The sequence below is a fragment of the Lancefieldella sp. genome, from assembly GCF_057237245.1.
Window position 1 is genome coordinate 154,222 of record NZ_DBHHJM010000002.1, and the last position, 24,458, is coordinate 178,679.

Annotated in this window: 21 protein-coding genes; all 21 read right to left on the reverse strand. The window is 48.9% G+C overall.

The genetic code is table 11. The features are described from left to right. Positions 1-65: 65 nt before the first annotated feature. The gene (locus ACO5GU_RS02620; protein ID WP_484929970.1) at positions 66-1,910 is read right to left on the reverse strand and encodes an ABC transporter ATP-binding protein; all 1,845 of its coding nucleotides are present in this window, start codon (positions 1,908-1,910) and stop codon (positions 66-68) included. Continuing rightward, entirely contained in the window at positions 1,910-3,655 is a 1,746-nt protein-coding gene (locus ACO5GU_RS02625) for an ABC transporter ATP-binding protein (protein ID WP_484929972.1), read from the reverse strand. The genes ACO5GU_RS02620 and ACO5GU_RS02625 overlap by 1 nt, the downstream gene beginning before the upstream one ends. Next, positions 3,656-5,548, reverse strand: a complete 1,893-nt coding sequence (locus tag ACO5GU_RS02630) for an ABC-F family ATP-binding cassette domain-containing protein (protein WP_484929974.1) — start codon at positions 5,546-5,548, stop codon at positions 3,656-3,658. Continuing rightward, a complete protein-coding gene (locus tag ACO5GU_RS02635) occupies positions 5,548-6,399 on the reverse strand; it encodes a deoxyribonuclease IV (protein ID WP_484929976.1) in 852 nt (283 codons plus the stop codon). The genes ACO5GU_RS02630 and ACO5GU_RS02635 overlap by 1 nt, the downstream gene beginning before the upstream one ends. Before the next feature lies 1 nt (position 6,400). Next, positions 6,401-7,627 (reverse strand): bifunctional phosphopantothenoylcysteine decarboxylase/phosphopantothenate--cysteine ligase CoaBC, encoded by a 1,227-nt coding sequence (gene coaBC / locus ACO5GU_RS02640; RefSeq protein ID WP_484929978.1) that lies wholly within the window; start codon positions 7,625-7,627, stop codon positions 6,401-6,403. A 14-nt stretch (positions 7,628-7,641) separates the two neighbouring features. Continuing rightward, the gene (locus tag ACO5GU_RS02645) at positions 7,642-8,361 is read right to left on the reverse strand and encodes a zinc ribbon domain-containing protein (protein ID WP_484915006.1); all 720 of its coding nucleotides are present in this window, start codon (positions 8,359-8,361) and stop codon (positions 7,642-7,644) included. A gap of 97 nt (positions 8,362-8,458) precedes the next feature. Then, positions 8,459-9,607, reverse strand: a complete 1,149-nt coding sequence (locus ACO5GU_RS02650; RefSeq protein WP_484929980.1) for a cysteine desulfurase family protein — start codon at positions 9,605-9,607, stop codon at positions 8,459-8,461. Positions 9,608-9,673: 66 nt separating this feature from the next. Beyond that, complete coding sequence (rpe, locus tag ACO5GU_RS02655; protein ID WP_484929982.1) at positions 9,674-10,348, reverse strand: ribulose-phosphate 3-epimerase; 675 nt, start codon at positions 10,346-10,348, stop codon at positions 9,674-9,676. Positions 10,349-10,357: 9 nt separating this feature from the next. Beyond that, entirely contained in the window at positions 10,358-11,368 is a 1,011-nt protein-coding gene (locus tag ACO5GU_RS02660; RefSeq protein ID WP_484815179.1) for an NAD(P)H-dependent glycerol-3-phosphate dehydrogenase, read from the reverse strand. A gap of 2 nt (positions 11,369-11,370) precedes the next feature. After that, positions 11,371-12,033, reverse strand: coding sequence for a glycerol-3-phosphate 1-O-acyltransferase PlsY (plsY, locus tag ACO5GU_RS02665; RefSeq protein ID WP_484846331.1), 663 nt, complete (start codon positions 12,031-12,033; stop codon positions 11,371-11,373). Further along, the gene (der, locus tag ACO5GU_RS02670) at positions 12,033-13,358 is read right to left on the reverse strand and encodes a ribosome biogenesis GTPase Der (RefSeq protein WP_484903869.1); all 1,326 of its coding nucleotides are present in this window, start codon (positions 13,356-13,358) and stop codon (positions 12,033-12,035) included. The genes plsY and der overlap by 1 nt, the downstream gene beginning before the upstream one ends. A 46-nt stretch (positions 13,359-13,404) precedes the next feature. After that, positions 13,405-14,787: a DUF512 domain-containing protein gene (locus tag ACO5GU_RS02675; RefSeq protein ID WP_484929984.1), complete on the reverse strand. Its 1,383-nt coding sequence runs from the start codon at positions 14,785-14,787 to the stop codon at positions 13,405-13,407. 1 nt (position 14,788) lies between these two features. Then, complete coding sequence (ispH, locus tag ACO5GU_RS02680; RefSeq protein WP_484929986.1) at positions 14,789-15,643, reverse strand: 4-hydroxy-3-methylbut-2-enyl diphosphate reductase; 855 nt, start codon at positions 15,641-15,643, stop codon at positions 14,789-14,791. A gap of 3 nt (positions 15,644-15,646) precedes the next feature. Further along, complete coding sequence (cmk, locus tag ACO5GU_RS02685; RefSeq protein WP_484929988.1) at positions 15,647-17,191, reverse strand: (d)CMP kinase; 1,545 nt, start codon at positions 17,189-17,191, stop codon at positions 15,647-15,649. Further along, positions 17,191-17,901 carry a histidine phosphatase family protein gene (locus ACO5GU_RS02690; RefSeq protein WP_484929989.1) on the reverse strand — a complete coding sequence of 237 codons (711 nt, stop codon included), beginning with the start codon at positions 17,899-17,901 and terminating at the stop codon, positions 17,191-17,193. Before ACO5GU_RS02690 ends, cmk begins: the two co-directional genes overlap by 1 nt. 63 nt (positions 17,902-17,964) lie before the next feature. Continuing rightward, positions 17,965-18,804: a pseudouridine synthase gene (locus tag ACO5GU_RS02695; protein ID WP_484929991.1), complete on the reverse strand. Its 840-nt coding sequence runs from the start codon at positions 18,802-18,804 to the stop codon at positions 17,965-17,967. Positions 18,805-18,807: 3 nt separating this feature from the next. Further along, positions 18,808-19,482 (reverse strand): SMC-Scp complex subunit ScpB, encoded by a 675-nt coding sequence (gene scpB / locus ACO5GU_RS02700; protein WP_035427519.1) that lies wholly within the window; start codon positions 19,480-19,482, stop codon positions 18,808-18,810. A 3-nt stretch (positions 19,483-19,485) separates the two neighbouring features. Then, on the reverse strand, positions 19,486-20,415 hold the full coding sequence (locus ACO5GU_RS02705) for a segregation and condensation protein A (RefSeq protein ID WP_484929993.1): 930 nt from the start codon (positions 20,413-20,415) through the stop codon (positions 19,486-19,488). Continuing rightward, positions 20,415-21,095 (reverse strand): site-2 protease family protein, encoded by a 681-nt coding sequence (locus tag ACO5GU_RS02710; protein WP_484850929.1) that lies wholly within the window; start codon positions 21,093-21,095, stop codon positions 20,415-20,417. The genes ACO5GU_RS02705 and ACO5GU_RS02710 overlap by 1 nt, the downstream gene beginning before the upstream one ends. A 157-nt stretch (positions 21,096-21,252) precedes the next feature. After that, on the reverse strand, positions 21,253-23,271 hold the full coding sequence (locus ACO5GU_RS02715; protein ID WP_484929995.1) for an ABC-F family ATP-binding cassette domain-containing protein: 2,019 nt from the start codon (positions 23,269-23,271) through the stop codon (positions 21,253-21,255). Positions 23,272-23,365: 94 nt separating this feature from the next. Continuing rightward, on the reverse strand, positions 23,366-24,304 hold the full coding sequence (locus tag ACO5GU_RS02720; protein ID WP_314018290.1) for an LPXTG cell wall anchor domain-containing protein: 939 nt from the start codon (positions 24,302-24,304) through the stop codon (positions 23,366-23,368). Between the last annotated feature and the right edge of the window lie 154 nt (positions 24,305-24,458).

Consider the following 24,458-nt stretch of genomic DNA (forward strand, 5'->3'; position numbering starts at 1 on the left):
TACAGGTGACATTAAAAGAGCCAGCCCATTCAAGGTGCTGGCTCTTTCAAAAATTTCATTCTAATTTATGCGTCTGTACCCTCAAACTGACTCTCATACAGCTTGGCGTAGAAGCCGCCCTTAGCTAAAAGCTCATCATGAGTTCCGCGCTCAAGAATTGAGCCGTCCTTGAGAACAAGAATGCAATCGGCACCTTGGATAGTTGAGAGCCTGTGGGCAACAACCAGTGAAGTTCTACCGTTCATGATTGTGTCAAATGCCTTCTGTACCAGCTGTTCTGTTCGCGTATCAATACTTGACGTTGCCTCGTCCAGAAGCAGAATAGGTGGATTGGCTAGCATAACGCGGGCAATGCACAGAAGCTGCTGCTGACCCTGGGACAAAGATCCACCAGACTCACCTACCATGGTATCGTAGCCCTGAGGAAGCTGCTGGATAAACTCGTGAGCCTGAGCCTTCTGAGCTGCGGCAATAATCTCTTCATCCGTGGAGTCTGGCTTTGCATAGCGGATGTTTTCTTTGATGGTTCCCTTAAAGAGCCACGTATCCTGCAACACCATGCCAAACTGCTCTCTGAGCGACGCCCTCGTGAGCTTTTGCGTGTTGTGACCGTCTACATAAATTGCACCAGAATCAATGCTATAGAACCTCAGTAGCAGGTTAATAAGGGTAGTCTTACCGCAGCCGGTTGGTCCAACAAGAGCAATCTTCTGACCAGGCTCTGCCTTAAATGAAATGTGACTGAGTAGCGGGTGCTTGGGATCGTAGGAGAACGCCACGTCGTCAAATTCAATGGAGCCTTGTGGGTCCTGGATGACTTCAGCGTCTACTGGATCAGGCTTGATTTCCTTTGCGTCGAGAAGATCAAAGACTCGACGAGCACTTGCGAAAGCGGTCTGAACCTGCGTAACAACTGCAGAAATAGCATTAAAAGGCTTCATGTACTGGTTTGCGTACGAAAGGAAGCTCTGCACCTGACCGATGGTAAGCACAGAAGGAACTCCCGTTAGAACGCAAATACAACCAAGAGCAGCTACCAGTGCGTAAATGAAGTTATTTACCAGACGCGTGGAGGGGTTAGAAAGAGAAGAGGCAAATTGTGCACGCTCTCCTACTACACGGAGTTTCTCGTTAATAGCTTCAAACTGCTCAATAATGGCATCCTTGTGGGCAAATGCGGTGATAAGCTCCTGGTTGGAGACCATCTCTTCTACATATCCGCCAAGCTGGCCCTGATAGCCCTGTTGCTTGCCAAAAGACGAGCTTGCGTACTTGGTAATGGCGGATGCAACAATAATTGAGAGTGGCGTAGCTAGAGCAACTACAAGGCCCATAGGAACCGACATATAGAACATGAAGCACAAGGTTCCAATAATGGTTACTACGCCCGTAAGGAACTGCGTGAGACCCTGCTGGAGGCCATCGCCAAGCTGATCAACGTCGTTTACTACCCTCGAGAGCAAATCTCCCTGAGAATGCGTGTCAATGTACGAGAGCGGTAGATTTGACACCTTGGTATGCGCCGCTTCTCTGAGGTCACGGGTTACCAGGTAGGTGAGCTTATTGGTAGACCAAGAAGCAAGCCACTGCGTTGCGCTTGCAAGCAAAACTACCACCGAGAGCTGAGCAAGCGTTGGCAGAAGTGCTGCCTCGCCACCCTGCACCAGTCTAATGAGCTGGTCGATGGCACTACCCACAATGATGGGTACCCAGAGCTGCAGAATAACGGTTGCAATAGATGACACAGCCGCCAGAACCAGAAAACCTCTGTGAGGAGAAATCCATGCAGCTAGTCGGCGTGTGACTTCTGCTGCGGACATGAAGATAGCGTCAGCGGAGCCGCCTTTGCCGCGCTCAGGAGCGCTTGATGCAATAGCGGAGGTGCTTCCGCCAGAATACATATCGGCCATTACTCCACCTCCTCAGGACGAAGCTGTGAAAGACATATCTCTTTATAGAGCGGGCATGTGGCGAGAAGTTCTTTGTGCGTTCCCAGTCCCACTTGTTTGCCATGGTCAATAACAAGGATCTTGTCTGCCTGCATAACTGCCGCTACGCGCTGCGAAATAATGATGGTGGTAGTGGTTGCGCTGAGCTTACGAAGCGCCGCGCGGAGGTGCGCGTCCGTAGCAAAATCAAGTGCGGAAGCAGCGTCGTCCAGGATGACAATACGCGGGCTTCCTACCAGCGCACGGGCGATAGTCAAGCGCTGACGCTGACCTCCCGAGAAGTTCTTGCCGCCACGCTCGACAATGCTATCAAGCTGATCGCTTTTCTCGCGCACAAAGTCTGCTGCTTGAGCAACCTCAAGTGCTGCCCAAAGTTCCTCATCGGTGGCGTCTGGATTCTTCCAGCAGAGGTTGGTGCGGATAGTGCCGCTGACCAGCGAAGTGTGCTGTGGAACGTAGCCAATAAGGGCACGCAGCTGCTCAAAGGTATACGTTTTGACGTCGTGGTCAAAGACGCTTACAGAACCGGTCTCAGTATCAAAAAGACGCGGGATGAGGGCGGCAAAGCTGGACTTACCAGAACCTGTGCCGCCGATGATACCCAGCGTCTGGCCAGCCTCTAAGGAGAGGTTAATGTCTGAAAGAGCTGGGTCTCCTCCACCGTTGTAGACAAGTGAGGCATCCTTAAACGCTACAGCAACGCCAGTAAAATCGGATTCAGTGAGGTTAAAGCGTTTGTTACCGCTATCGGTAAGAGCAGGTTTGGTGTTCAGAACTTCCATCACGCGAGTAGCAGACGCAGTTCCGCGTGTAATGATAATAACCAGGTTAGCAACGTAGCCAATAGCCAAAAGCGCACTGGTCATATAGCTGACAAGTGCCACCACGGTTCCTTGTGATAGCGTACCCGCAGTAATCTGAGGGGCCGCAAGCCAAAGTGTTACGGCAATTCCCAGGTACATGACTAGGAAGGTTGCAGGGTTCAGAAGGGCTGAATAATTTGCTGCATTTGTAGCCGTTTCTGTCTGAGCAAGGACTGCTTCAGAAAATTGTTCCTTCTCTTCTGCCTCGTGCCTAAATGCTCTGATAACACGAATACCAGAAAGCATTTGTCGCATATATAAAGAAACGGTATCAAGGCGCTTCTGCAGCTCAGTAAAGAGTGCAGTAGATTTACGTGCAACAAAAAAGAAAATAGCTGCTACCAACACTGTTGCAATCAAGAAGACCATTCCAAGCTGAGCATCAAGCATAAGGGTGGCAATAATAGATCCGGCCGCTAAGATTGGCCATCTGACCAGCTGACGAATGCCCAGAGCAACGGTAACCTGCACCTGGTTAACATCGTTGATAAGACGGGTTACCAGCGTGTCTGTTCCCAGTGCAGAAATATCAGTACTTGAGAGCTCTTGAATCTTCTTGAATAGTTCATTGCGCAGGTCAGTTCCCGTGCGCTGAGAAACAATAGAAGCAATTTTCTGACAGACAAGCGTAAAACTAAAACCCACAATTGCGATTACGACTAGCAAAATACCGTAGCGAATAATGTCATACATGTTTGCCCCATGAATTCCCAGGTCAATCATGCGCGCAATAATCAAAGGTGTAAGCAGGTCGCCAACAACTTCAACACCTTTACAAAGCAAGGCAACAAAACTCTTTCGACTATATTTTGGCCATACAAATCTAGAGAGCAACTCTCCCATTTACGCTTCACCAAGTTTCTCTGCAAGTGTTAACCACTCGTCTTCCAACTCCATAAGAGCTGCTTCAGCATCATCAAGCTGCTGCTGCAATTCCATCAAACGCTGCGCGTCAGTAGCATCAGCGGAACTCATCTGCTCCCTAATCTGTCCAGGTAGATCCTGAGCTTTGTCCATGCGACGCTCAATCGAATCAAAGCGCTTCTTGAGCTCGCGACGCTCAGCGTTACTCAGCACCGCACCCTCCTGGCGAGAAGATCCGTCTACCTGCGGCTCATTTGTATCTGAGCTGCCGCGTGCACCCGACAACTCCCCCGCTCTTCTCGCTGTCTGTTTTGCTGCATCAACAAGCTTGAGGTACTCGTCTACGCCGCCAGGAACGTGGCGAATGTGGCCGTCTATGAGGGCATATTGGTCGTCAGTCACGCGCTCAATCAAGAAGCGATCGTGGCTGACCACCAGAAGCGTTCCAGGCCACGAGTCCAGAAGGTCTTCCAAGACGGCAAGCATGTCCGTATCCAGATCGTTGCCTGGCTCGTCCAGTACCAGCACGTTTGGCTCTTCCAGAAGAACGCACAGAAGAGCTAGACGCCTACGCTGTCCTCCAGAGAGGTCTTGCAAGCGGTTAGTGAACTCTCGGCGATCAAAGCCCAAACTTTCAAGCAACTGTGTAGGGCTTTGCATCTTACCGTTTACCAGGTAACTTGTTTTGTACTGGCCAAGCAGTTCAAGAACGGTCCATGCCTCTTTTGTGGCAAACGTATCAATCTGCTGAGAAAGCCAACCAAATTTGACGGACTTTCCTACCTTCACGAGACCAGACGTTGGCTGCAACTGCTGTGTCATCAACTCAAGAAGCGTAGACTTACCAGCGCCATTCTCGCCCAGAATGCCATAGCGATCTCCTGGACCAATGAACCACTCAACATGCTTGATGACGTCTACCTGGGAGTTTGAAGCATCCGCCTGCGTATTTGAATCTGTGTCAGCAGTACATGCGGTATTTTTGTACGCAAACGAGACATCATGCATCTCAATAACCTGCTTGCCTAGCCTAGAGACTGCCATGCGTTTGAGCTCAAGCGTGTTTCTAAGTGGTGGATCTTCGGCCAGAAGCTCCATGGCAGCGTCAATCCTAAACTTAGGCTTTGACGTGCGTGCCTTTGCACCATGTGCAAGCCAGTTGAGCTCTTTTCTCAGCGTATTCTGGCGGCGCTCTTCCATCACCGCTGCCTGTCTATCACGCTCAACTCGAGCTTGAATGTAGGCAGAATAGCCACCGTCAAACGGGTCAATTACCCCGTCATGGACTTCCCACATGTGGTCACAGACCTCGTCCAAAAACCAACGGTCGTGGGTGACCAGAATGAGAGCGCCATTTCCTTCTGACCAACGATTCTTTAAGTGATTGGCAAGCCACTGAATAGCGTGAAGATCCAAGTGGTTGGTTGGCTCGTCAATAAGCATTAAGTCCCAGGTGCCCACAAGCAGTCGAGCCAAATCGCAGCGTCTACGCTGACCTCCAGAAAGCTCTCCTACCAGGCCATTCCAGTCCAAGTCTCCAATGAGCTCATCAATGATCTTGCGAATACGCGCATCGGATGCCCACTCGTACTCTGGCGTGTCTCCCACAACAGCACTGCAAACTGTCTGCGTATCAGAAAGTGAATCACTTTGGCCCATATAGCCTACTTGGATGCCACTTCTCCAAATTACGTTACCAGAATCAGGCTCGATTCTTTTGGCGATAAGATCTAAGAGGGTTGATTTTCCATCGCCGTTTTTGCCCACAACACCAATACGGTCACCCTCATTAACGCCAATAGTCTGGTTGGTAAGAACCTTCTTACCAGGCCATTCCATAGAAATTTGTTCGCAACCTACTAGAATTCCCACTAGTTATCACCTAAAAAAGAACGAAGTAACGCAATTTCTTCTCCCCAACCAGAAAGCTCAGAATGAGGAGTCTCCAAAATCATAGGAAGCGTGTTGACGCGCGGATTAGTCACCACAGCGCGGAACGTCTCTAAGCCAATAAAGCCTTTGCCAATCTGCTCATGTCTATCTTTATGAGCCCCAAGAGGATTCTTGGAGTCATTAAGATGTAAAGCCTTAAGCTTTTTCAAGCCAACTATCTGGTCAAACGTATCTAAAACAGCATCAAAATTTTCTACAATTTCATACCCACCATCATGCACATGGCAGGTATCAAGACACACGCCCATAAGCTCAGGGTGGTTTACCTTATCTAAAATCGCGGCAATCTCTTCAAAAGTTTTACCAACTTCTGTACCCTTACCTGCCATCGTTTCAAGAAGAACCGCAGTGTGTTGGCCTTCAAAAAGACAGTCATTAAGCGCTTCTGAGATTTGCTCAATTGCCACGTCAGAGCCTTGACCCACATGGCTACCGGGATGAAAGTTGTAATAATTACCAGGCAGATACTCCATACGCTCAAGATCTTCTGTGAGTGCTCTACGAGCAAAATCCCTGGTCTCCTCTTTAGCTGAGCACAGGTTCATAGTGTAAGGAGCATGAGCAACCAGAGGCCCAAAGTGATGAGCCTCAAGAAGCTCCCTAAGCCTTGCAACATCGGCCTCATCTAGAGCCTTAGCGTTGCCACCACGAGGATTTCTAGTAAAGAAAGCAAAGGTAGTTGCACCAATAGAAAGAGCATCCTTACCCATTGCCTCCCAGCCCTTACCTGCCGAGAGATGACATCCAATAAAAAGATCTTCTGGTCGCACGCTATGCACGCTCCTCAAGCATTTTGACCACACGGTCCAAAAGCTCTGAAGCTACGTCAGCAAGAGGCAAAGTCTCAAGCTGTTCTATACCTTGAGGAGTTACAAAAGCCACACGGTCTGTATCTGAACCAAAGGTTGAATCTGGTCTGGAGACATCATTTGCCACAATCATGGAGCAACCTTTACGCTCAAGTTTAGCCTGAGCATGCTCCAAGACGTTATTTGTTTCTGCCGCAAAACCTACAACAACCTGGCCTTTCTTTACCTTAGATAGGCTGGCGAGAATATCGGTGGTTTCTTTAAGATCAATGGACTCAAGATACTCTACTGATTTCTTGAGCTTATGGTCTGCTGGATGAGCTGGTGTGTAGTCGGCAACAGCCGCCGTCAAAATAGCAGCATCAACGTTGTCAAAAGAGTCTACGCACGCCTTATACATATCTTCAGCAGATACTACTCTTTGCACGTTGACGCCCTGAGGAGCCTCCAAGTGCGTGGGACCAGAGATAAGTGTGACGTCTGCTCCGCGACGAGCAGCAACTTTGGCTACGGTATAGCCAAGTTTTCCTGTTGAACAGTTGGCAATAAAGCGAACTGGATCAATCTTCTCGTGAGTTGGTCCTGCGGTAATAAGAAGCTTTTTACCTGCAAGATCTTGCGTAACTGGCGCGGCATCTTTACCGGAAAGAACCTTTAGTGCAGCGTCAACAATCTGCTGAACCGGAGCAAGCTTTCCGTCACCGGTATAACCGCAAGCAAGACGGCCTGAATCAGGCATAACCATCTGGATACCACGTTGACGCAGCAGTGCCACGTTTGCCTGAGTGGCTGGATTTTCCCACATGTGCGTATTCATAGCAGGAGCCACAAGAACTGGCGTATGAGCAGCTAAAAGCGTGGCACTTGCGGCATTGTCAGCAATACCGTGAGCCATTTTAGCCATAATATTGGCGGTGGCCGGTACAACTACCATGCAATCTGCCCAGTCAGCAAGATCTACGTGGGCAACGGGAGACTCCACATTGTTATAGAGCGACTGCACTACCTCATGATGCGTTAATGCTTCAAAGGTAGTCTTTCCTACAAACTGAGCTGCATCTTCTGTCATAACAACACGAACGTCGCAGTCAGCTTTCTGAAGACCTCTGAGTACTTCGCAGGCTTTATATGCAGCAATTCCTCCGCACACCACAAGGCATACAGAGGACTGAGCGGTTTTATCCAACATGGCGAGAAATTCCTTTATTCTTCAAACGCTGTAGATGTAATAAGCATCCTGTGGCAATAAGGGCACTCAGCAATCTCGGAGCTATGCTGAAGATCGTGGAATGAACTTGGTTGCAGCTTAACACGACAAACACTTGGAATATTTCCTACAAGGTGCTCAACTGCCAGGCCCTTAAAACGTTTACGTGCAGCTTCATAGCGCTCAAGCGTGTCAGAAGAAATCTGAGCTGCAAGCTCTTCTCGAGATTTAGAGAGCTCAACAATCTCTGCGCGAAGAGCCGCAGAATCAATCTCAAGGGACTGAGAAAGGCTCTCGCACTCTTTCATAAGCTTTACCTGCAAGTCTTGAGCTGTCTGATAAGCCTTCTTGCACTTCTCAAGTTCTTCTGTTTTTGCTGCAAGTTTAAAATCGCACTTCTCGATATTCTTTGCCAAAGAAGAAAGCTGCTGGTCAAAGTCTCTAAGAGCACGATGATTAGTTGCAGTTTCTACGGCAGCAGAAACCTCTTCTGTCTTAAGAACATAATGAGCGCGCTGCTCATTGAGGTCAGAAATATCAATTTCTACGTCTTTTTTAACGCCAAGTACCTGCTTAAGCTGGGAAGAAATCTTCTTCTCTGCAAGTTGGGCGTTTTTAATTTTTTGAACCTGGGGCATTGAGGCCAAGTTGGATGCGAGTTTTAGCAGCTGCAAATCAATATCCTGGAGCTGCATCAGATTAACAGACTCACTCATAGGGCCTCCTCATATACGGTTACTCATCTAGTCTACCGTAAATAAGGACGTATCAGGCGCAGAACATACCTAATGTAGAGATTAGTATGTGAAAAATTTATCCAACAATCTGCAGCAAGGTTGCACAGAATGTATCAAGGTCTGCTTCAGAAACACGCTCGTCAAAGGTTATGCGCAGGCTGCCCAAAGCCTCGTTTCTAGAGATGCCCATGGCCGAGAGAACGTGGCTTGCGTCAAGAGAGCCTGAAGAGCACGCAGAGCCAGCTGAAACTTCATAGCCTGCCTGGTCAAGCTTTAGGATAAGCGTCTCTGAATCCATCGAGGGAACCATGATGCTTACCGTACCAGGCATGTGATCTTTGCCCGCATAAGCCTCTGTAGTTGGCTTAATTTTGGGAGAAGTACAAAGAGTCTCGTACACCTTATTAGCGCGCGCAGAAACACTCTCTTGCGTTTGAGTAAGGTTATCCTGACACCACTTGGCAGCTGCGGCAAACGCGAGGGCACTACGAACGTCCTGTGTTCCATGACGTCTACCAGACTCTTGTCCCCCGCCGTAACTTTGAGCCTTAAAGGGAACCTTGGAACGCATAAGCACTGCGGCAATACCCAGAGGTCCACCAATTTTATGGGCAGCAACAGTCAGAGCATCTACGTCTGCTGCCTCAAGAGGAATACGACCAAACGCCTGAACAGCGTCAGTGTGGAAAAGCGCTCCCACCTTATGCGCAGCTTGGGCAAGGTCTACAACTGGCTGGATAACGCCCGTCTCATTGTTGGCATACATTACGGAAACAAGCGCTACTGACTGGTCCAAAAGACCCTCAAGGGCTGAAGCCTCAATCTTTCCCTGACGGTTAGGCTGAGCAATTCGTACCTCAAAGCCCTTCTCGCGAAGAACAGGTGCAAGATCCAAAATAGAATCGTGTTCAATTGCCGAGAAAACCACCGTGTTTCGCTTGTGGTCCTTGTTACGAATACCTTCTGCCATACCAAGAACTGAGAGGTTATTGCCTTCAGTTCCGCCAGAACAAAAGATTACGTCAGGAGCTCTAAATTTGCCGCCTACCGCACGTGCAATAACACCACGAGCACCATCAAGCTCTCGCGCTGCTTGACGACCAAGCGAGTGCAAGGAGTTTGGGTTCACCCCTGCAATGGGTGAAGCTTCATAGGTTTTCTCGGCATCAAGCGCCTCTTGGCGCATTGGTGCTGAAGCTGCATAGTCTAAGTAAACGTAATCCATAACGTGTTTTCTGCTAGTTCAATCCTAAAAGTATGTGGTTGCTCAAATAATGCTTAAGGGTGCAGCCTAGCCCTGAACGGTAAGAGCAGACTCGCCGGCGTCGCGGATTGCCTGGATAGTTGCACCGCGATCTTCCTGGCCAAACACAGCGCTGCCTGCAACAAGCATGTCTGCACCAGCGGCTACAACATCAGCTGCGTTAGCTGCACTAATACCACCATCAACCTCAATCAGAGGGTTAACGTTGTGCTTACGACAGAGCTCTTTAAGAGCTTTGAGCTTCTCAATTGAGTGAGGAATAAACTTCTGACCACCAAAGCCAGGGTTAACCGTCATGATAAGCACCAAATCAAGGTCTTCAATAAGATCCTCAAGAACGCTTACAGGAGTTCCTGGGCAAAGCGAAATACCAGCTTTAGCGCCAGAGTCCTTGATAAGGTGAACAAGACGATGAGCATGAACCTCGGCCTCGTAGTGGAAGGTGACAACGTCAGCACCACGGTCTAGGAATAGCGGCACAATCTCAGCTGGATTAGTAACCATCAGATGGACATCAATAGGCAGTTCAGAAGACTTTTTGCAGTACGAGAAAATATCTGGGCCAAACGAGATATTTGGAACAAAGTGTCCATCCATCACGTCGTAATGGATATAGTCGGCGTTTGCAATTGAATCAAGCTCGCTCTTAAGCTTGGAGAAATCTGCAGATAGAACAGATGGTGCTACCAGGACGTTATTCATCAAACTCTCCTATCGAGTCATTCCATAAAATTCTTCATTTGGAAGGCGGTTAGTAAGGCGAGAAGTAATTTCTTCTGGCGTAGCACCTTCGTAAAGTACAGCGTGAACAGCTGAAGTGATAGGCATCTCAACGCTCATCTGCTGACCAAGCTCATAAAGACCAATGACAGCCTGCGCACCCTCAACAACCATGCCTGTTTCTTCCTGATAAGACTGAAGCGTCTTACCCTTGACCAAGGCTTCTCCAAATGTTCTATTTCTAGAATGCTCGGAGGTACAGGTTGCTACCAGGTCTCCCATGCCCGCAAGACCCATGCAAGTGAGTGGGTCTCCGCCAATAGCGCATACTACGCGTCCAAGCTCTGCAAGACCGCGGGTCATTAGGGCTGCAAGAGCGTTATCACCGTTGCCCAGACCAACTGCAATACCACAGGCAATAGCAACAACGTTTTTAGCTGCAGCGCATGCCTCGACACCGCGTACATCAGAGCTAACGTAGGTTCTGAAGTATTGTCGAGAAAGCAACGTCTGGAAACGCTTAGCAACCTCGGCGTCTTCAGATGCTACAACTGCTGCAGAAATTCCCTGTTTAATGACCTCTTCTGCGTGGTTTGGACCGGAAAGTACGGCGATTCTTGCAGGGTTTCCCAGCTCGTCAGCAGCTACTTCGTGCATAAGCTTGTGAGAACCTGCTTCCATACCCTTGGAGAGGATCAAAACATCAACCTCTGGATCAAGATATGGTGCGCAAGCAGCACAAACAGAGCGCAAAAACGCGGAAGGAGCAGCCATAACAACAGCATCTACACCGGTAAGAGCCTCAGCCTCACTAGTGGTAGACACAATATTGTGTGGAAGCTCAGAATCAGAAAGATGTCTGCAGTTGACGTGCTCTTTATTAATTGATTCGGCAACATCGGCCTCTCGAGACCAAATAATTACCTCATCAGAAGTTGAAGCAAGAAGTGTTGAAAGCGCGGTACCCCATGATCCCGAACCAATAACAGCAACTTTTTTCATGTTTAGTTGTCCTTTTTCTTTTCGCCGAAAGAGAATTTAGACTCACTGCCAGCATTAAGACGATTGATATTCTCGCGATGAGCCCAAATAACTGCCGCCGCTACAACAAATACAGGAATGGTTGCCACGGGATCCATACCAAATAGCAGGCAGAATAGTGGAATGGCAACAGCTGCGCCAATGGAGCCAAGCGATACGTACTTAGTTGGTACGGCAAGCGTAATAAACACCGCAAGAGCTACAAGAGCAGCAAGTGGATTTACTGCAAGGCCTCCGCCAAATCCAACAGCAATTCCCTTACCGCCATGGAAATGAAGCCAAGGCGAGAAAATATGACCAAGAACGCAGCAGGCATACACAAAAGAAATGATGAGCTCAGCCTCTGCGTGATCATTTCCCGAGACCAGAGGAGTAAATCCCTGGGCTCCCAAGAACCAACGAACCAGCATGACGCTGACAATGCCTTTACCTGCGTCACATAGAAGCGTAAGAATACCTGCGGCTTTACCAGCATTTCTTGCAACATTGGTAGTGCCAATGTTTCCTGATCCAAGTTTGCGGATGTCCTCATGAGCCATAACGCTTGCAATAATCAGACCAAATGGAATGCCGCCAAGGCCAAACGCAATAAGTCCAAAAATCAGAGCAACAACAATTCCAGACATTAGTTAGACTCAACCTTCTTACGGAACTTCAATCGAATAGGTGTACCAACCAGAGAGAACTTCTCGCGAAGCCTGTTCTCAATAAAGCGCTCGTAGTTATCGTCAACAAGGTCTGGAGCGTTGCACCAGAACGAGATAACAGGAGGCTTGGAGCCCGTCTGAGTGGCGTACTGAATCTTAAGTCGGCGGCCGCGATCAGAAACCGTGTGTCCGCCTTCTCTAATCTGGGCGAGAAGCTCGTTGAGCTCGGAAGTCTTAAGCTGAAGTGCGCGGGATTCTGCAGCCGAAAGAGCAGCGGCAAGTACCTTATCAATGGCGCGGCCGGTAAGTGCAGAAACGTTGATAGAAGCAATCCAAGGTGCAAAGGCCAGGCGCTTTGCTACAGAGACTGCTACCTCATCGCGCTTTGCCTCAGAATCAATAAGATCCCACTTGTTAAGCAGGAGCACCAGCGCGCATCCACGCTCTACGGCCATGTTTGCAAGTTTCTGGTCCTGCTCGGTTACGCCAACAGAGGCGTCAACAACAAGAAGACAGACGTCTGCGCGGTCCATTGCCTGCAGGCCTCTAACCAGACTGTAGTACTCAACGTCTTCATGCACCTGGCTCTTCTTGCGAATACCTGCAGTATCAACAAGACGAATGGGAGTTCCCTTCCATTCAATCATGGTGTCAATAGCATCGCGCGTAGTGCCCGCAACGTCAGAAACAATGGAGCGTTTCTTGTTAGCTAGGCGGTTTGCCAGTGAAGACTTACCAACGTTTGGACGACCAATAATTGCAAGGTTAAGGATGCCATCATCCTCTGGTTCTTCATCAGCCTCGGGGAAAGCGTTGACAATATCGTCCAGCAAGTCACCAGTGCCGTGGCCATGTGAAGCAGACAGAGGCAGAGGCTCGCCGCAGCCAAGTGCATAGAAGTCCCAAAGACCGTCCTGCTCAGTTGCGGGGTTATCTTTTTTGTTGACAACCAAAAACACAGGCTTGGTGCTCTTGCGAACAATGCGAGCAACCTCTTCGTCTTCGTCAGTAACACCAGTGGTGCCGTCTACCACAAAGACAATAACGTCGGCCTCTTCGCATGCAAGAAGCGCCTGCTCACGAATGTGTGGAGCAAAGCGATCCTGCGACTTAATTGACTCAATGCCGCCGGTGTCAATAAGCTTAAACTCACGACCATTCCAGTCAGCATCGTGATATGAGCGGTCTCGGGTTACTCCCCTTGACTCATGTACGATTGCATCGCGTTTCTCGGCAATTCTATTTACCAGCGTGGACTTGCCAACATTTGGGCGTCCAACAATAGCAACAATGGGCTTAGCCATGTCTCACCTTTCATTCAGTTGGTTTAATAATACCAGCAATACGTGGCTAATCCCACTCTTTGAGCGCTTTAATGCACGACTTGGCAATGTTAGTGGGACCAGGAATTGACATGATGACTTTAGCGCCGCGAGCCTCTAGCTGCGCAGTTAAATCTGCCAGTGACATGCTATCAAGCGTGACTTTATCAAAGTTAAACATGACCTCAGGAAGCACCACCAGAACATCTGTAAGGTCTTCAGGAACCTGGGCGAGAAGATCAACGGCGCAGATAAGTCCTGTGACGTTAACGTCTCCACCAAAGAAATCGTTGCGCACGGCAAAAGTAGAAACGTTGCCATCAGCCGACCAGTCATCGCAGAAGGTCTGGATGGTTTGCTGAGCAGCTTCTCCTACAATCAGCAAAATCTTGCGAGAGCGGGCAGAAAGATAGGTATCTACCTCATCAAGGCCTGCACGCATAGTGTTACAGACCTCTTCAGCCTCATCGAGGAAGCTCCTGAGCATACCAATACCGTCATAAAATTGCGGATAGCCGTCGTAGGTGTACGCTGGCGGAATAGGTAGCTGGGCGTCTACGTAGAACTCGTCAGAGAGCTGAAAACGCGTAATGCCCAAAGAAGCTCGTGCACGCTCCTGGTAGGGTTCAACAATTTTGACTACAGAGCGGGATAGCTCTACGTCATCAGAATACGAATGCGTAAAGCGTTTGGAGTCTTTGGTATAGCCAAGCGGAACAATAGCCAACGAGGTAATCTGCTGGTGAGCCTCTACCCAATCAAGCGTTTTATCAAGCTCTTCACCGTCATTGATATTAGGGCACAAAACAATCTGGCCGTGAATCTCAATACCAGCGTCCATGAGTTTCTCGAGAACTTCAATGCCTCTAGCAGCGCGAGCGCCAATTAAATTACGACGCACGTCAGGAGAGATTGCATGCAGAGAGACGTTCATAGGTTCAAGCTTGTGAGAGATGATGCGCTCAACATCCTCGTCAGTAAGGTTAGTGAGCGTAACAAAATTGCCTTGCAAGAAGCTCAGGCGATAATCGTCATCTCTAATGGAAAGCGAGGGACGCATGTCTTCTGGCAGCATAGCCATAAAGCAGAACTGGCACGCGTTTACACAGGTCTTGATGCCATCAAAGAGCACATCAACAAAGTCAACGCCCCAGTCTTCTCCAGATTCACGCTCAAGCACGCACTCATAAAGCGCCTCATCACCAGGAACAGAAACTTCAAGCTCACAGAGAGAGCCGTCGGCCTCCCAACGCCAATCAATCAGATCTTTTGGCACTACGCCATTGACCTTCTCGATAATCATGCCGGGCTCAAGGCCAGCCTTCCACGCAGGACTACCCTCTTCAACGGACTCAATAAGCGCACCAAGTCCACCAGATTTTGTATTTCCGTAGTCTGCGCGCTGTTCCATGTTAGGCGCCTACAATTTGTTCAATAGCTGATGTAACTGCTTTGATATGAGCTTCCGGCGTAGAAGCGCCGGCGGTAATGCCAATATGCTCAGCTCCTTCAAACCAGGAAGCTTGCAGCTCATCTGCGCCTTCAATGTGATAGGTTGCAGGACAATAGAGCTTTGAAATCTCTGCTAAGCGAGTGGTATTTGCAGAAATTCTGCCGCCAATAATAATCATGACGTCGGACTCTTTTGCAAGCCTCATGCACGAATCCTGATGGCCAGCGGTGGCCTCGCAGATAGTATTCATGACGCGAAGCTCGTCAACAAGCGGAAGTACCGCGTTAACTACTTCAGAGAGCTTAGCGGCGCTCATGGTGGTCTGTACAACTAGACCAACCTTCTTTGCAGCTCTCATGGCGTCCGCCTGAGCGGCAACTTCTTCTAATGAGTCAATAGCCAAAGAACCTGGCACGTGAGCCAGCGTAGCTTCTACCTCAGGATGTCCGGACTCTCCTACCACGTACACGGCATAGCCCTGTTTGGCGAGAAGTTCTGCAGCTCCGTGAGCCTTCTTTACAAACGGACAGGTTGCGTCAAGTACGTCAACACAGCCGTCCTTGGCAATCTGCTCCTCTTGGGGAGTTACGCCATGGGTGCGCAACAATAGCGCACTTCCTTTAGCCGCAGAGGCAGAATCAACAACCTCTACGCCCTGGTCTTTAAGGGACGTAACAACGCGAGGGTTATGGATAAGTGGACCAAGCGTGCGCACGGGCGCATGAGCGTCTTTGACGGCCTGCTGGACCATCTGAAGAGCTCTTTCTACACCGTAACAAGCACCTGCTTCATCGGCAATTTTAATAGTAGGCACGAACTAATTCCTTCCGGGATGCTCTTTGAGCATTGCATCTCTTAGCTCGTATACCCGCTCCATGGCCACTTCTTCCATCTCTTTTGCCTGATCTTTACGCTTCGTAGAAGTCAGATCACTAAAAGAAACCTTCTGACCAGCGCGAAGATACACCTTTACCGGCTTAACCAGAGGAGAACCTTTTTTCTTAATATCAAGCGCGCCAATAATGGCCAGAGGCTGAACATCTACCTTGGCAAGCTGTGCGATAAGCGCAAAGCCGCCATGGGTTTCTCCACGTTCAGTATTACTTCTGACTCTGGTACCCTCAGGATAAATGAGAAGCATTTCTCCTCTAGAAAGTGCCGTAGTTGCACGACGAATTGCCTTCATATCGGCAGTTCCGCGGTCTACTGGAATACCGCCCAGTCTAGAAAGCGCCCACTGAAGCGGTTTGAATTTGTTGAACTCACTCTTGTAGATGGTTCTCACGGGGATACCGTGAACAAGGAGGTGAACAACAGTAACAATGGGGTCCAAAAACGTTGGATGGTTCATGATAAGAACGCGAGGGGTCTTATCGCCAACAAAGAGCTGGTCATTGTCCCAGCGCCATCTAAACCAGATTTTTGTAATCAGCCCAAGTACACTTACTGCCAGCCACTTAAAGAACTTGGCTGGAGCTGGAAAATCAGCAAGCGCGGTATCGTAATAATCGTCAAATGAGTTTCCGCCAAAAAGACGCAAACGCTTAGATGCCGCTGCTATAGAAGACTTTTTCTCGGAGCGCTTAGGCTCTTCCGTGTGAGACTTCCCGTCATCAGAAGAGCTGCTCTCTGATCCATTTCCCTGGTGAGAAGCCCTGTGGTTGCGGGCATCTCTTTTGCCGAGTCCAGGATGCAGGGCAATAATAGCTGCAATAACCTCTTCAACAGAAAGCGCAGAAGAGTCAATGTGGTGGGCATCTTCTGCAGCACGAAGTGGAGCTGCCTTCCGCTCAGAATCAGCCTTATCGCGAGCCTTGATGTCTTCGAGAATCTTCTCTTCACTCTTGGCGTCTACCTGGGCATCGTTTCCGGTAGCTGCGTCTCCACCCTGGCGCTGAACGGCTCGGCGGTGAGCTCGAGCAGCAGGGTCTGCGGTCAAGAAGACCTTTACATCAGCTTCGGGGAATACCACGGTGCCAATGTCACGACCTTCAGCAACTACATCGCCATTCTCGCCCGCGCGACGCTGAAGCGTGACCATAGCCTCACGGACCTCAGGGATGGCTGCAACAGCACTAACGTTTCTGTCTACCTCGGGAGTACGAATCTCTGTTGTAACGTTTGAGCCGTTTGCGTAGACGGTCTGGCCGTTTGCGGAGTTACCAAACGAGATGCTAATGCTGCGTGCTATCTGAATGATTTTCTCGGTATCAGTCATATCGATGCCTTGACGCAGGCATTCTACGGTTACCGAGCGATACATTGCACCCGTATCAAGGAAAATCAAATCCAGGCGATCAGAAAGGGCGCGAGCAACCGTAGACTTTCCGGAGCCTGCTGGGCCGTCAATAGCAACAATCATTACTTATCCCCCTTGGTGACACCCCAAATGTCACGAAAATCGTAAAAACTTGGCTCAGTGGAACGACGAATAACCTCTTCTGGATCAAGGTTAAATCCACCAAGCTTGAAATCAGAACTGCCTGTACTAGTAAAGAAGATTGAAGAGACATTTGCAAGATGTACATTCCAGCTTGAACTACCTGGGATGCCAAAAATCTCTGCCATCATAGAACGCAAATAGCCGCCGTGAGAAATACAAACAGTCCGTCCAGAAAGACTGGAAAGCTCGTTAAGAATATCGCGACACCTGCTTCTTACCTGCTCGTATGACTCTGCTTCTGGAGCAGGTATGGAGTGGCCGTTTTTGTCTGAAGCCCAAGGAAACGTAAGACCGTAGGGCTTTAAAATCTCTTCTGCATCAGCAAAACGCTTGCTCTCCAAAATGCCAAAATCCATCTCTGCAAGGTCATCTTTTACCTCACAAGGAATACCAAGCTCGATGGCAGCCATCTGGGCCATGTCTTTGCAGCGAGATAAAGGAGAGGTCCAAATTCTATCTGGATGAAATGCAACAAGTGCACGAACAGCGTGTTCTCGCTGTTCAACGCCATGCTCGGTAAGCTCAACGTCTCTTCTGCCGCTGAAAAAGCGCTGTGTATTAGCCACACTCTCTGGGTGGCGCATAAACAAAATGCGATGAACCTGAGCTGGAACTTCAAATGGCTGCATTATGTCTCCTCTCTGGCGTGTTTGAGCTGTTTGACTTGCACTTAGAAATCGTGCAACTAGTAATTACTTGCTGGCATGTAAAGGCATGATGGGAGAAGCACCAGGCTCTCTACCAATAGTGCGCTCCAGAGCTGCAACTTCCTCTTCTGTGAGAAGCCTCCACTCGCCTTCTTTAACGCCTGTAAGATGGAGCGGCCCAAACGTGTCTCTGTGGAGTGCAAGAACTCTATGGTGAATAGCCTGAAGCATCTTTTTGACCTGGTGCTTTCTGCCTTCTCTAATAGTTACGCTGACCAGGGAGTTTGGCTCTCCTCCACCGGTTTTTCCCAAACCTTGTGGGGCGAGAAGTGCCTTCATCTTGGCATCGTTGGAAACAATCTCAACCTCAGCAGGAGCTGCAGGGCCGTCTTCAAGCTCAATACCTTCGCGCAGGCGATCTAGCTGCTCTTCTGTAGGCGTACCTACTACATGAGCAACATAGTGCTTCCATACATGCTTTGAGGGATGCAAAAGCTCTTGTGCCATCTGACCATCGGTAGTAAAGAACAAAAGACCCGTGGTATCCATATCAAGACGTCCAACAGGGAAAAGTCCCGGATATCTGTCAGTGGGAACCATGTCCACAATGGTTGGTCTACCCTGAGGATCTTTCATAGTAGTTAAGTAACCTGCAGGTTTGTTGAGCATCAAGTAGACGGGTTTCTCGGCAATTGAGCAGACAATGCCGTCAACTGCTACAACATCTACCAGCGGATCAACCTTACTGCCAAGCTCGGTGACTACCTGGCCGTTTACCGTGACGCGACCAGAGGTCATTAGGCGCTCAGAGCCACGACGGCTAGCCACTCCCGCACGCGCCAAAAAGCGCTGCAGGCGCATGGGGACAATACGCTCTTCTGCCACGGCCTATGCATCCTCTTGCGTATCGTAGCTGTCTCCCAAAAGGGAGCGCTCATCGTCAATGTCTTCTGCGGCTTCTTCAAGCGTTGAAGTGAAGCTTCTGCCAGAGAGTCTCTCGCGAATAAACTGCTTGGACTCCTCGTCAGGGGCAAAATCTTCCAGCGGCGGCAACTCTCGCAAAGACTTGAGGCCAAAGCGCTCTAAGAAAAGGGCTGTTGTGCCATAGAGAATGGCCTGTCCCCTATCTGCCTCTTTGCCCACTTCACGCACAAGGTTTTTCTCGCGAAGTGAAGAGATAACACCATCAGAGTTAACACCACGAATGGCACGGACGCCTTCACGAGTAACGGGCTGGTGATAAGCAATAACCGCCAGCGTCTCAAGTGCTGCCTGAGAAAGGCGACGCGTATCCCAGGAGAGCACAAAATCGCTGACCAGCTGATGGTGAGCTGGGTGCGTAAAGAGACGCCAACCGCCGGCTACCTCTCTGAGCTGAAATCCCCTGTTGCAGCGCGTGTACTCCTCTGCAAGCTCTTTGAGCGCTTGGGCAACCTCGGCAGGAGCTGCATTGGTGACCTTGGAAAAGTCGGCCGTGGTGATTGCATCTGTTGCAACCAAAAGCAGTGATTCTAGTGCGCCTTTGAGCGACTCGGAATCTAAATAGGTAAGCTCTTCTGCCATAAGTTATTCCGCCTCTTTCTGTGCTTCATCGGGCGTTTGAGTTAACGATAAAAGCGTCTGCTGGACATCATCGAGTGCGTTTTGAGACAAGTTAAATCCTTCAAGGTCTGGCTCATCACCAGATAGTTCTTCTAGTTCCAAAAGAACCGACTCATCAAGCTGGTATGAATCTGCGCCCTCTATGTGCTCAATCTCAATCTCGCCAAAGATGACATCCTGCTGAACACGAACAAGACCGCGCTTAAAGAGTTCAAGCACTGCCAAGAAATTTGCAACCACAATTTCTGGCGTATCTTGACCGTCTAAGAGCTCAGAGAACGTCACCTTGCCCTTAGAGCGCGTCAGTCGGTCCACAGAAGCTACCGTCAGGGCCACTGGGAGCCTTTTTGGTGCCACATGTTCTGCTTCAAGCAAGAATGTCTCACGTTTTGAGTCAATGTCCGCACAGATGACGGCAAGGCTTCTGAGGGTAATGCCCTCAAGATAGTCTGGCATGAGGTTTAAGAAATCAGGATCTGGGCCCACTGAGCGTGGGAACATGTACGACTCTGCCTCCATGCGGCTACCTAGTGCGGCACCTGCATTTCTGAACTGCTTATAGGCAATAAGGCGAGCAATAAGAACTTCTCTCGCCTCATCAGGAGAAAGCCCGTCAAGCTCGTCATCATACTCATCTTCATCATATGAGCTTTTGAGCGAAACGTCTTGAGGCACCAAGGCATGAGCTTTCATATCCAAAAGCGTTGACGCAACAAGGACAAAGTCACTGGCAACGTCTAGGTCAAGCTCTTCCATGGCGTCAACTTCTGCCAGGTACTGATCAGCAACCTCAGAGATAGAAATGGCGCCAATAGCAACTTTTTGCCTACTTACCAGCTGAAGCAGCAGGTCAAACGGGCCAGAATATGTTGCAGTGTTTACTTTGTACGACATTAGATGATTCTCGCAAGCAGGCTCAAAATGACGTTAGAAATGCCCCCAATAATGGACGAGAAAAAGCCAGGCGCAAAGAACATGAGTCCCACTACAGCAATCATACAGTAAGGCTCAATGGCGTAGAACTTTTGACGGTTTTTCTCGCCAAGAAAATATAACAGCAGCTTAGAGCCGTCCAAAGGTGGAATTGGCAGCATGTTAAAGACTGCCAGGCTTACATTAATCTGAATGTAGAAGATTACCAGCGAAGAAACATAGTACATTACCAGCGGATTTAGTGCTGCACCAAATGCAACTGCTAATGCGTTGAGCAAACGCAATAAGAGTGCACCGAGAAACGCCTGCAAGATGTTAGAAGCTGGACCTGCGAGTGCTACCAGAATCTCGTCACGACGACGATCTTTGAGGTAGTTGGGGTTATAGGGAACAGGCTTTGCGTAACCAAAGCTAGGACCACCCATCAATACCAACATAAACGGCAAAAGAACCGTACCGAACAAGTCAATGTGTGCCAGTGGATTGAGCGTCAAACGGCCAGACATTTTAGCGGTAGGGTCTCCGCACTTGTATGCCACAAAGCCATGCGCAACCTCGTGAACCACAATGGCAAAGATTACCAGTGCAAATTCAGCGAGCGTTGTCAAAAGCGATGGAACTGATGTTAAAGCAGTTGGCACAACAATCCTTATCTCAACATCTGCAAAAACTGTGCAGACAGGCACGTACAAACAAAGACTCTCAAGAACATGACGTTAGTTACAAGACAGTAGGTACAAGACAGTAGGTACAAGACAGTAGGTACAAGACAATTTTACCCAAGATTGGCAAAACTACCTACTCATCAATGTCTGCTTCCATTTTTTCTGAAAGTTCCAACCATTCAGCCTCAAGCGCAGGAATCTTCTTAGAAAGTGCCTGGTATTCCGCCATGCACTCATCAAACTTTTGAGGATCGTTATAGAGAGCCTCGTCAGCCATAAGCGTCATGAGCTCATCGTATCGTTTATGCGCAGGAGTCAGCGCTGCCTCAACCTCGTCCAGACGTTTCTTGGTCTCTCTAAGCGCACGACTTCTACGATTGCGCTCCTCCGCCTCAGCTCTTCTCTGCTCCTTAGTCTTCACATTGCGAGAAGATCCTGCAGCTTGACCCGCCTCTGGACCAGCACTCTTAACCGCTCTTGCACCCGAAGTTCCATACGAGGACACGGTCTTGCTCGACGTCTCCCCCTGAGCCGCTGCTTGAAGCTCTGCAAGCTTAAAGAGGAAGTAATCGTAGTCTCCATCGTAGACCGTAACCTTGTGGTCGCGAACATCCACAACCTTGTTTGCTACAGCTCTGACCAGGTGCTCATCGTGGCTGATCAAGATGATGGTACCCGGGAAGTCAACAAGCGCCTTTTCCAGGACGTCAACGGAGTCAATGTCCAAGTGGTTAGTTGGCTCGTCCAGAAGCAACAGTGGATCTGGAGAAACCAGCATCTTAGCAAGGGCCAAACGAGCACGCTCGCCACCAGATAGCACATTCACGCGTTTCTCAACGTCATCGCCATGGAATAGGAAGGCTCCGAGCAATCTACGCTCTTCAGAGGTAGTCCATCCTGCAGCCACCGTATCAAGCTCTGCAAGTACCGTATTTGCAGGGTTGAGCTCTTCAAGCTGGTGCTGTGCGTAGTAGGCCTCAGTAACGTTTTGACCAAGGCTAATCTCACCAGCATCTGGCTTCAGCTTGCCGGCAATGAGCTTCATAAGGGTAGATTTACCAGCGCCGTTAGGACCAACAAGCGCTACGTGATCTCCTCGATACAGCTTGAGGTCAACGTTATCGTAGACAAAGTTATCCTCGTACGATTTAGCTACACCCTTAAGAGAAATTACGGTATCTCCGGTACGAGGGGGCTCTGGGAACCTAAAATGCATGTGGTGAGACTGCTCTGGAAGAACTACCAGCTCTTCACGGATCTTCTCGACCTTTGCAACGCGCTCTTGAACCTGTTTTGCCTTGGTAGGCTTATACCTAAAACGCTCAATGAAGGTCTCCATATGAGCAATGTCGCGCTCTTGAGCTGCACGTTTAGCGCGAAGCTGTTCAAGATTTTCTTCTCGCTGATGAAGATAGCCAGAATAGTTGCCGGTATACGTAACTAGCATGCGATTCTCAAGTGCTGCAACATGCGTCACGCAAGCATCCATAAATGAACGGTCGTGGCTAACCAGCAGAACCGTTCCATCATATGACGATAAGAACCTCTCAAGCCACTGAACAGATTCCAAGTCCAGGTGGTTGGTAGGCTCGTCCAAGAGAAGAACGTCAGGTCGACGAAGGAGCAACTTTGACAAAGAAATACGCATCTGCCAGCCGCCCGAGAACTCTTTAGCGGGCTTGTCAAAATCTTCCACTGGGAAGCCAAGACCTGCAAGAATCTGACGAGCTCTACTTTCAAGCTCATAACCACCAAGGCGTTCAAAGCGCTCCATAGCATGAGCATAGTCTTCAAGATACTTATTGAGCGTTGCGCCTTCGGGAGTTTCGGCAATTTTGATTGAAAGGTCGTTGACCTTTCTCTCCCACTGTTTAATCTCATGGGCAGATTCGATAACCTCGTTGAGGGCAGTTCTATCTCCCATGAGCTCTGTCTCTTGCTCAAGGTATCCAAGAGTAGCGTCTTTTGCAAAGGTAACAGTTCCCTCATCAGCAGACTCTAGGCCCATGATGATCTTTAGAAGCGTAGTCTTACCCGCACCATTAGGACCAACTAAAGCCCAACGCTCACCTGCATTGAGCTGAAGTGTTGCGTTTGAATAAAGGACTCTGCCGCCAAATGACTTAGAAATCTTATCCGCAAGAGCAATCAAGTGAACTCCTCATACATATCTGAACTGGATAAGTATAAGTCATTCACTTGATTTACGTGGTGAATTATGTAAATGAAACCAGGCTTATGAAGATTTATTGACGCTTCTTATGAAGGAAAAGAGCAGCACCAGCAACAACAACAGTTGCACCAGCAACGCCAATAATCAAAGGTAGCGTAAGCGCATTATCACCGGTATTTGGAAGAACGGACTTCTTAACCTTCTTAGCCTTTGGGGTCTCTGGCTGAGGCTCTGGTGCTGGAGTTGGCTCAGGCTGTGGCTCTGGAGCAGGTGTTGGATCTGGTGCAGGCGTTGGAGCAGGAATACGAGGATCAACAAAAGTTACTGTGGCAGTAGTATTTGTACCAGTGATCTGACCAACACGAACCGTAGTATCAATCTGGTAACCATCAATGGTGGTGAGCTGTGTGATGGTAGTGGAAGTGTTACCCATAAGGTTAGGAATTACAACAGAGCCATCTGCACCAGTTGTAAGAGAGTAGCTTCCGTCAGCCTCCATGGTGAGAATACCGGTCTGAGTAAATGGAGGTGTTGGGATACGAGGTCCAGCAACGTTTGCGGCAGTAGCCTTAAGAGTTGCACCGGCAATAGGATTGCCATCTGTGTCAACGACTTTAACAATAATATTGCCTAAAATTGGCTGGTTCTCCAGTTCAGCAACGACCACCTCACCTAAACCATATGTAGCGTCTTGAAAAACGTAAGAAACAGAGTCGACCTGAGGAACATAGCCTTCTTTATAAGTGGTTTGTTCAACTCTATAAGCACCGTCAGGAAGAGGAAGATAAGGTCTAAAGTAACCATCAGCGTCTGTGTCTCCCTCGGCCACGATGGTAGAACCACCTTGATAAATTACAACATGTACGCCCTCAATTGGTTCACGTGTGTATTTATCAACAGCAAGAGCACTAATCTCATTAGAGTCTGCAAGAGCAATTCTTGGAGTAATAACTGACACAACAAGCGTCAACGCAACAAGAATAGCAAGAACAATGTTTTTATATCGTTTCAATTCAATTCCTTAAAACCGAACCGTACTAGTAAATACTTCTATCTATAGTAAGGGAATTAGACATTAAATTAAAGATAATATCCAAGACTAAACACAATTATTTCAAATTTTTAACTGGCAAAACTGAGGAAATCTGTACTCACCTTATAAAAAT

Excerpts from the sequence above, each read along its gene's own strand:
- ACO5GU_RS02620 (WP_484929970.1), bottom strand. The coding sequence starts at position 1,910 with ATGGCCGATATGTATTCTGGCGGAAGCACCTCCGCTATTGCATCAAGC.
- ACO5GU_RS02625 (WP_484929972.1), bottom strand. The coding sequence starts at position 3,655 with ATGGGAGAGTTGCTCTCTAGATTTGTATGGCCAAAATATAGTCGAAAG.
- coaBC (WP_484929978.1), bottom strand. The coding sequence starts at position 7,627 with ATGTTGGATAAAACCGCTCAGTCCTCTGTATGCCTTGTGGTGTGCGGA.
- ACO5GU_RS02645 (WP_484915006.1), bottom strand. The coding sequence starts at position 8,361 with ATGAGTGAGTCTGTTAATCTGATGCAGCTCCAGGATATTGATTTGCAG.
- ACO5GU_RS02650 (WP_484929980.1), bottom strand. The coding sequence starts at position 9,607 with ATGGATTACGTTTACTTAGACTATGCAGCTTCAGCACCAATGCGCCAA.
- rpe (WP_484929982.1), bottom strand. The coding sequence starts at position 10,348 with ATGAATAACGTCCTGGTAGCACCATCTGTTCTATCTGCAGATTTCTCC.
- ACO5GU_RS02660 (WP_484815179.1), bottom strand. The coding sequence starts at position 11,368 with ATGAAAAAAGTTGCTGTTATTGGTTCGGGATCATGGGGTACCGCGCTT.
- plsY (WP_484846331.1), bottom strand. The coding sequence starts at position 12,033 with ATGTCTGGAATTGTTGTTGCTCTGATTTTTGGACTTATTGCGTTTGGC.
- der (WP_484903869.1), bottom strand. The coding sequence starts at position 13,358 with ATGGCTAAGCCCATTGTTGCTATTGTTGGACGCCCAAATGTTGGCAAG.
- ACO5GU_RS02675 (WP_484929984.1), bottom strand. The coding sequence starts at position 14,787 with ATGGAACAGCGCGCAGACTACGGAAATACAAAATCTGGTGGACTTGGT.
- cmk (WP_484929988.1), bottom strand. The coding sequence starts at position 17,191 with ATGATTGTTGCTATTGACGGCCCAGCAGGCTCCGGAAAGTCTACGGTT.
- ACO5GU_RS02690 (WP_484929989.1), bottom strand. The coding sequence starts at position 17,901 with ATGCAGCCATTTGAAGTTCCAGCTCAGGTTCATCGCATTTTGTTTATG.
- scpB (WP_035427519.1), bottom strand. The coding sequence starts at position 19,482 with ATGGCAGAAGAGCTTACCTATTTAGATTCCGAGTCGCTCAAAGGCGCA.
- ACO5GU_RS02705 (WP_484929993.1), bottom strand. The coding sequence starts at position 20,415 with ATGTCGTACAAAGTAAACACTGCAACATATTCTGGCCCGTTTGACCTG.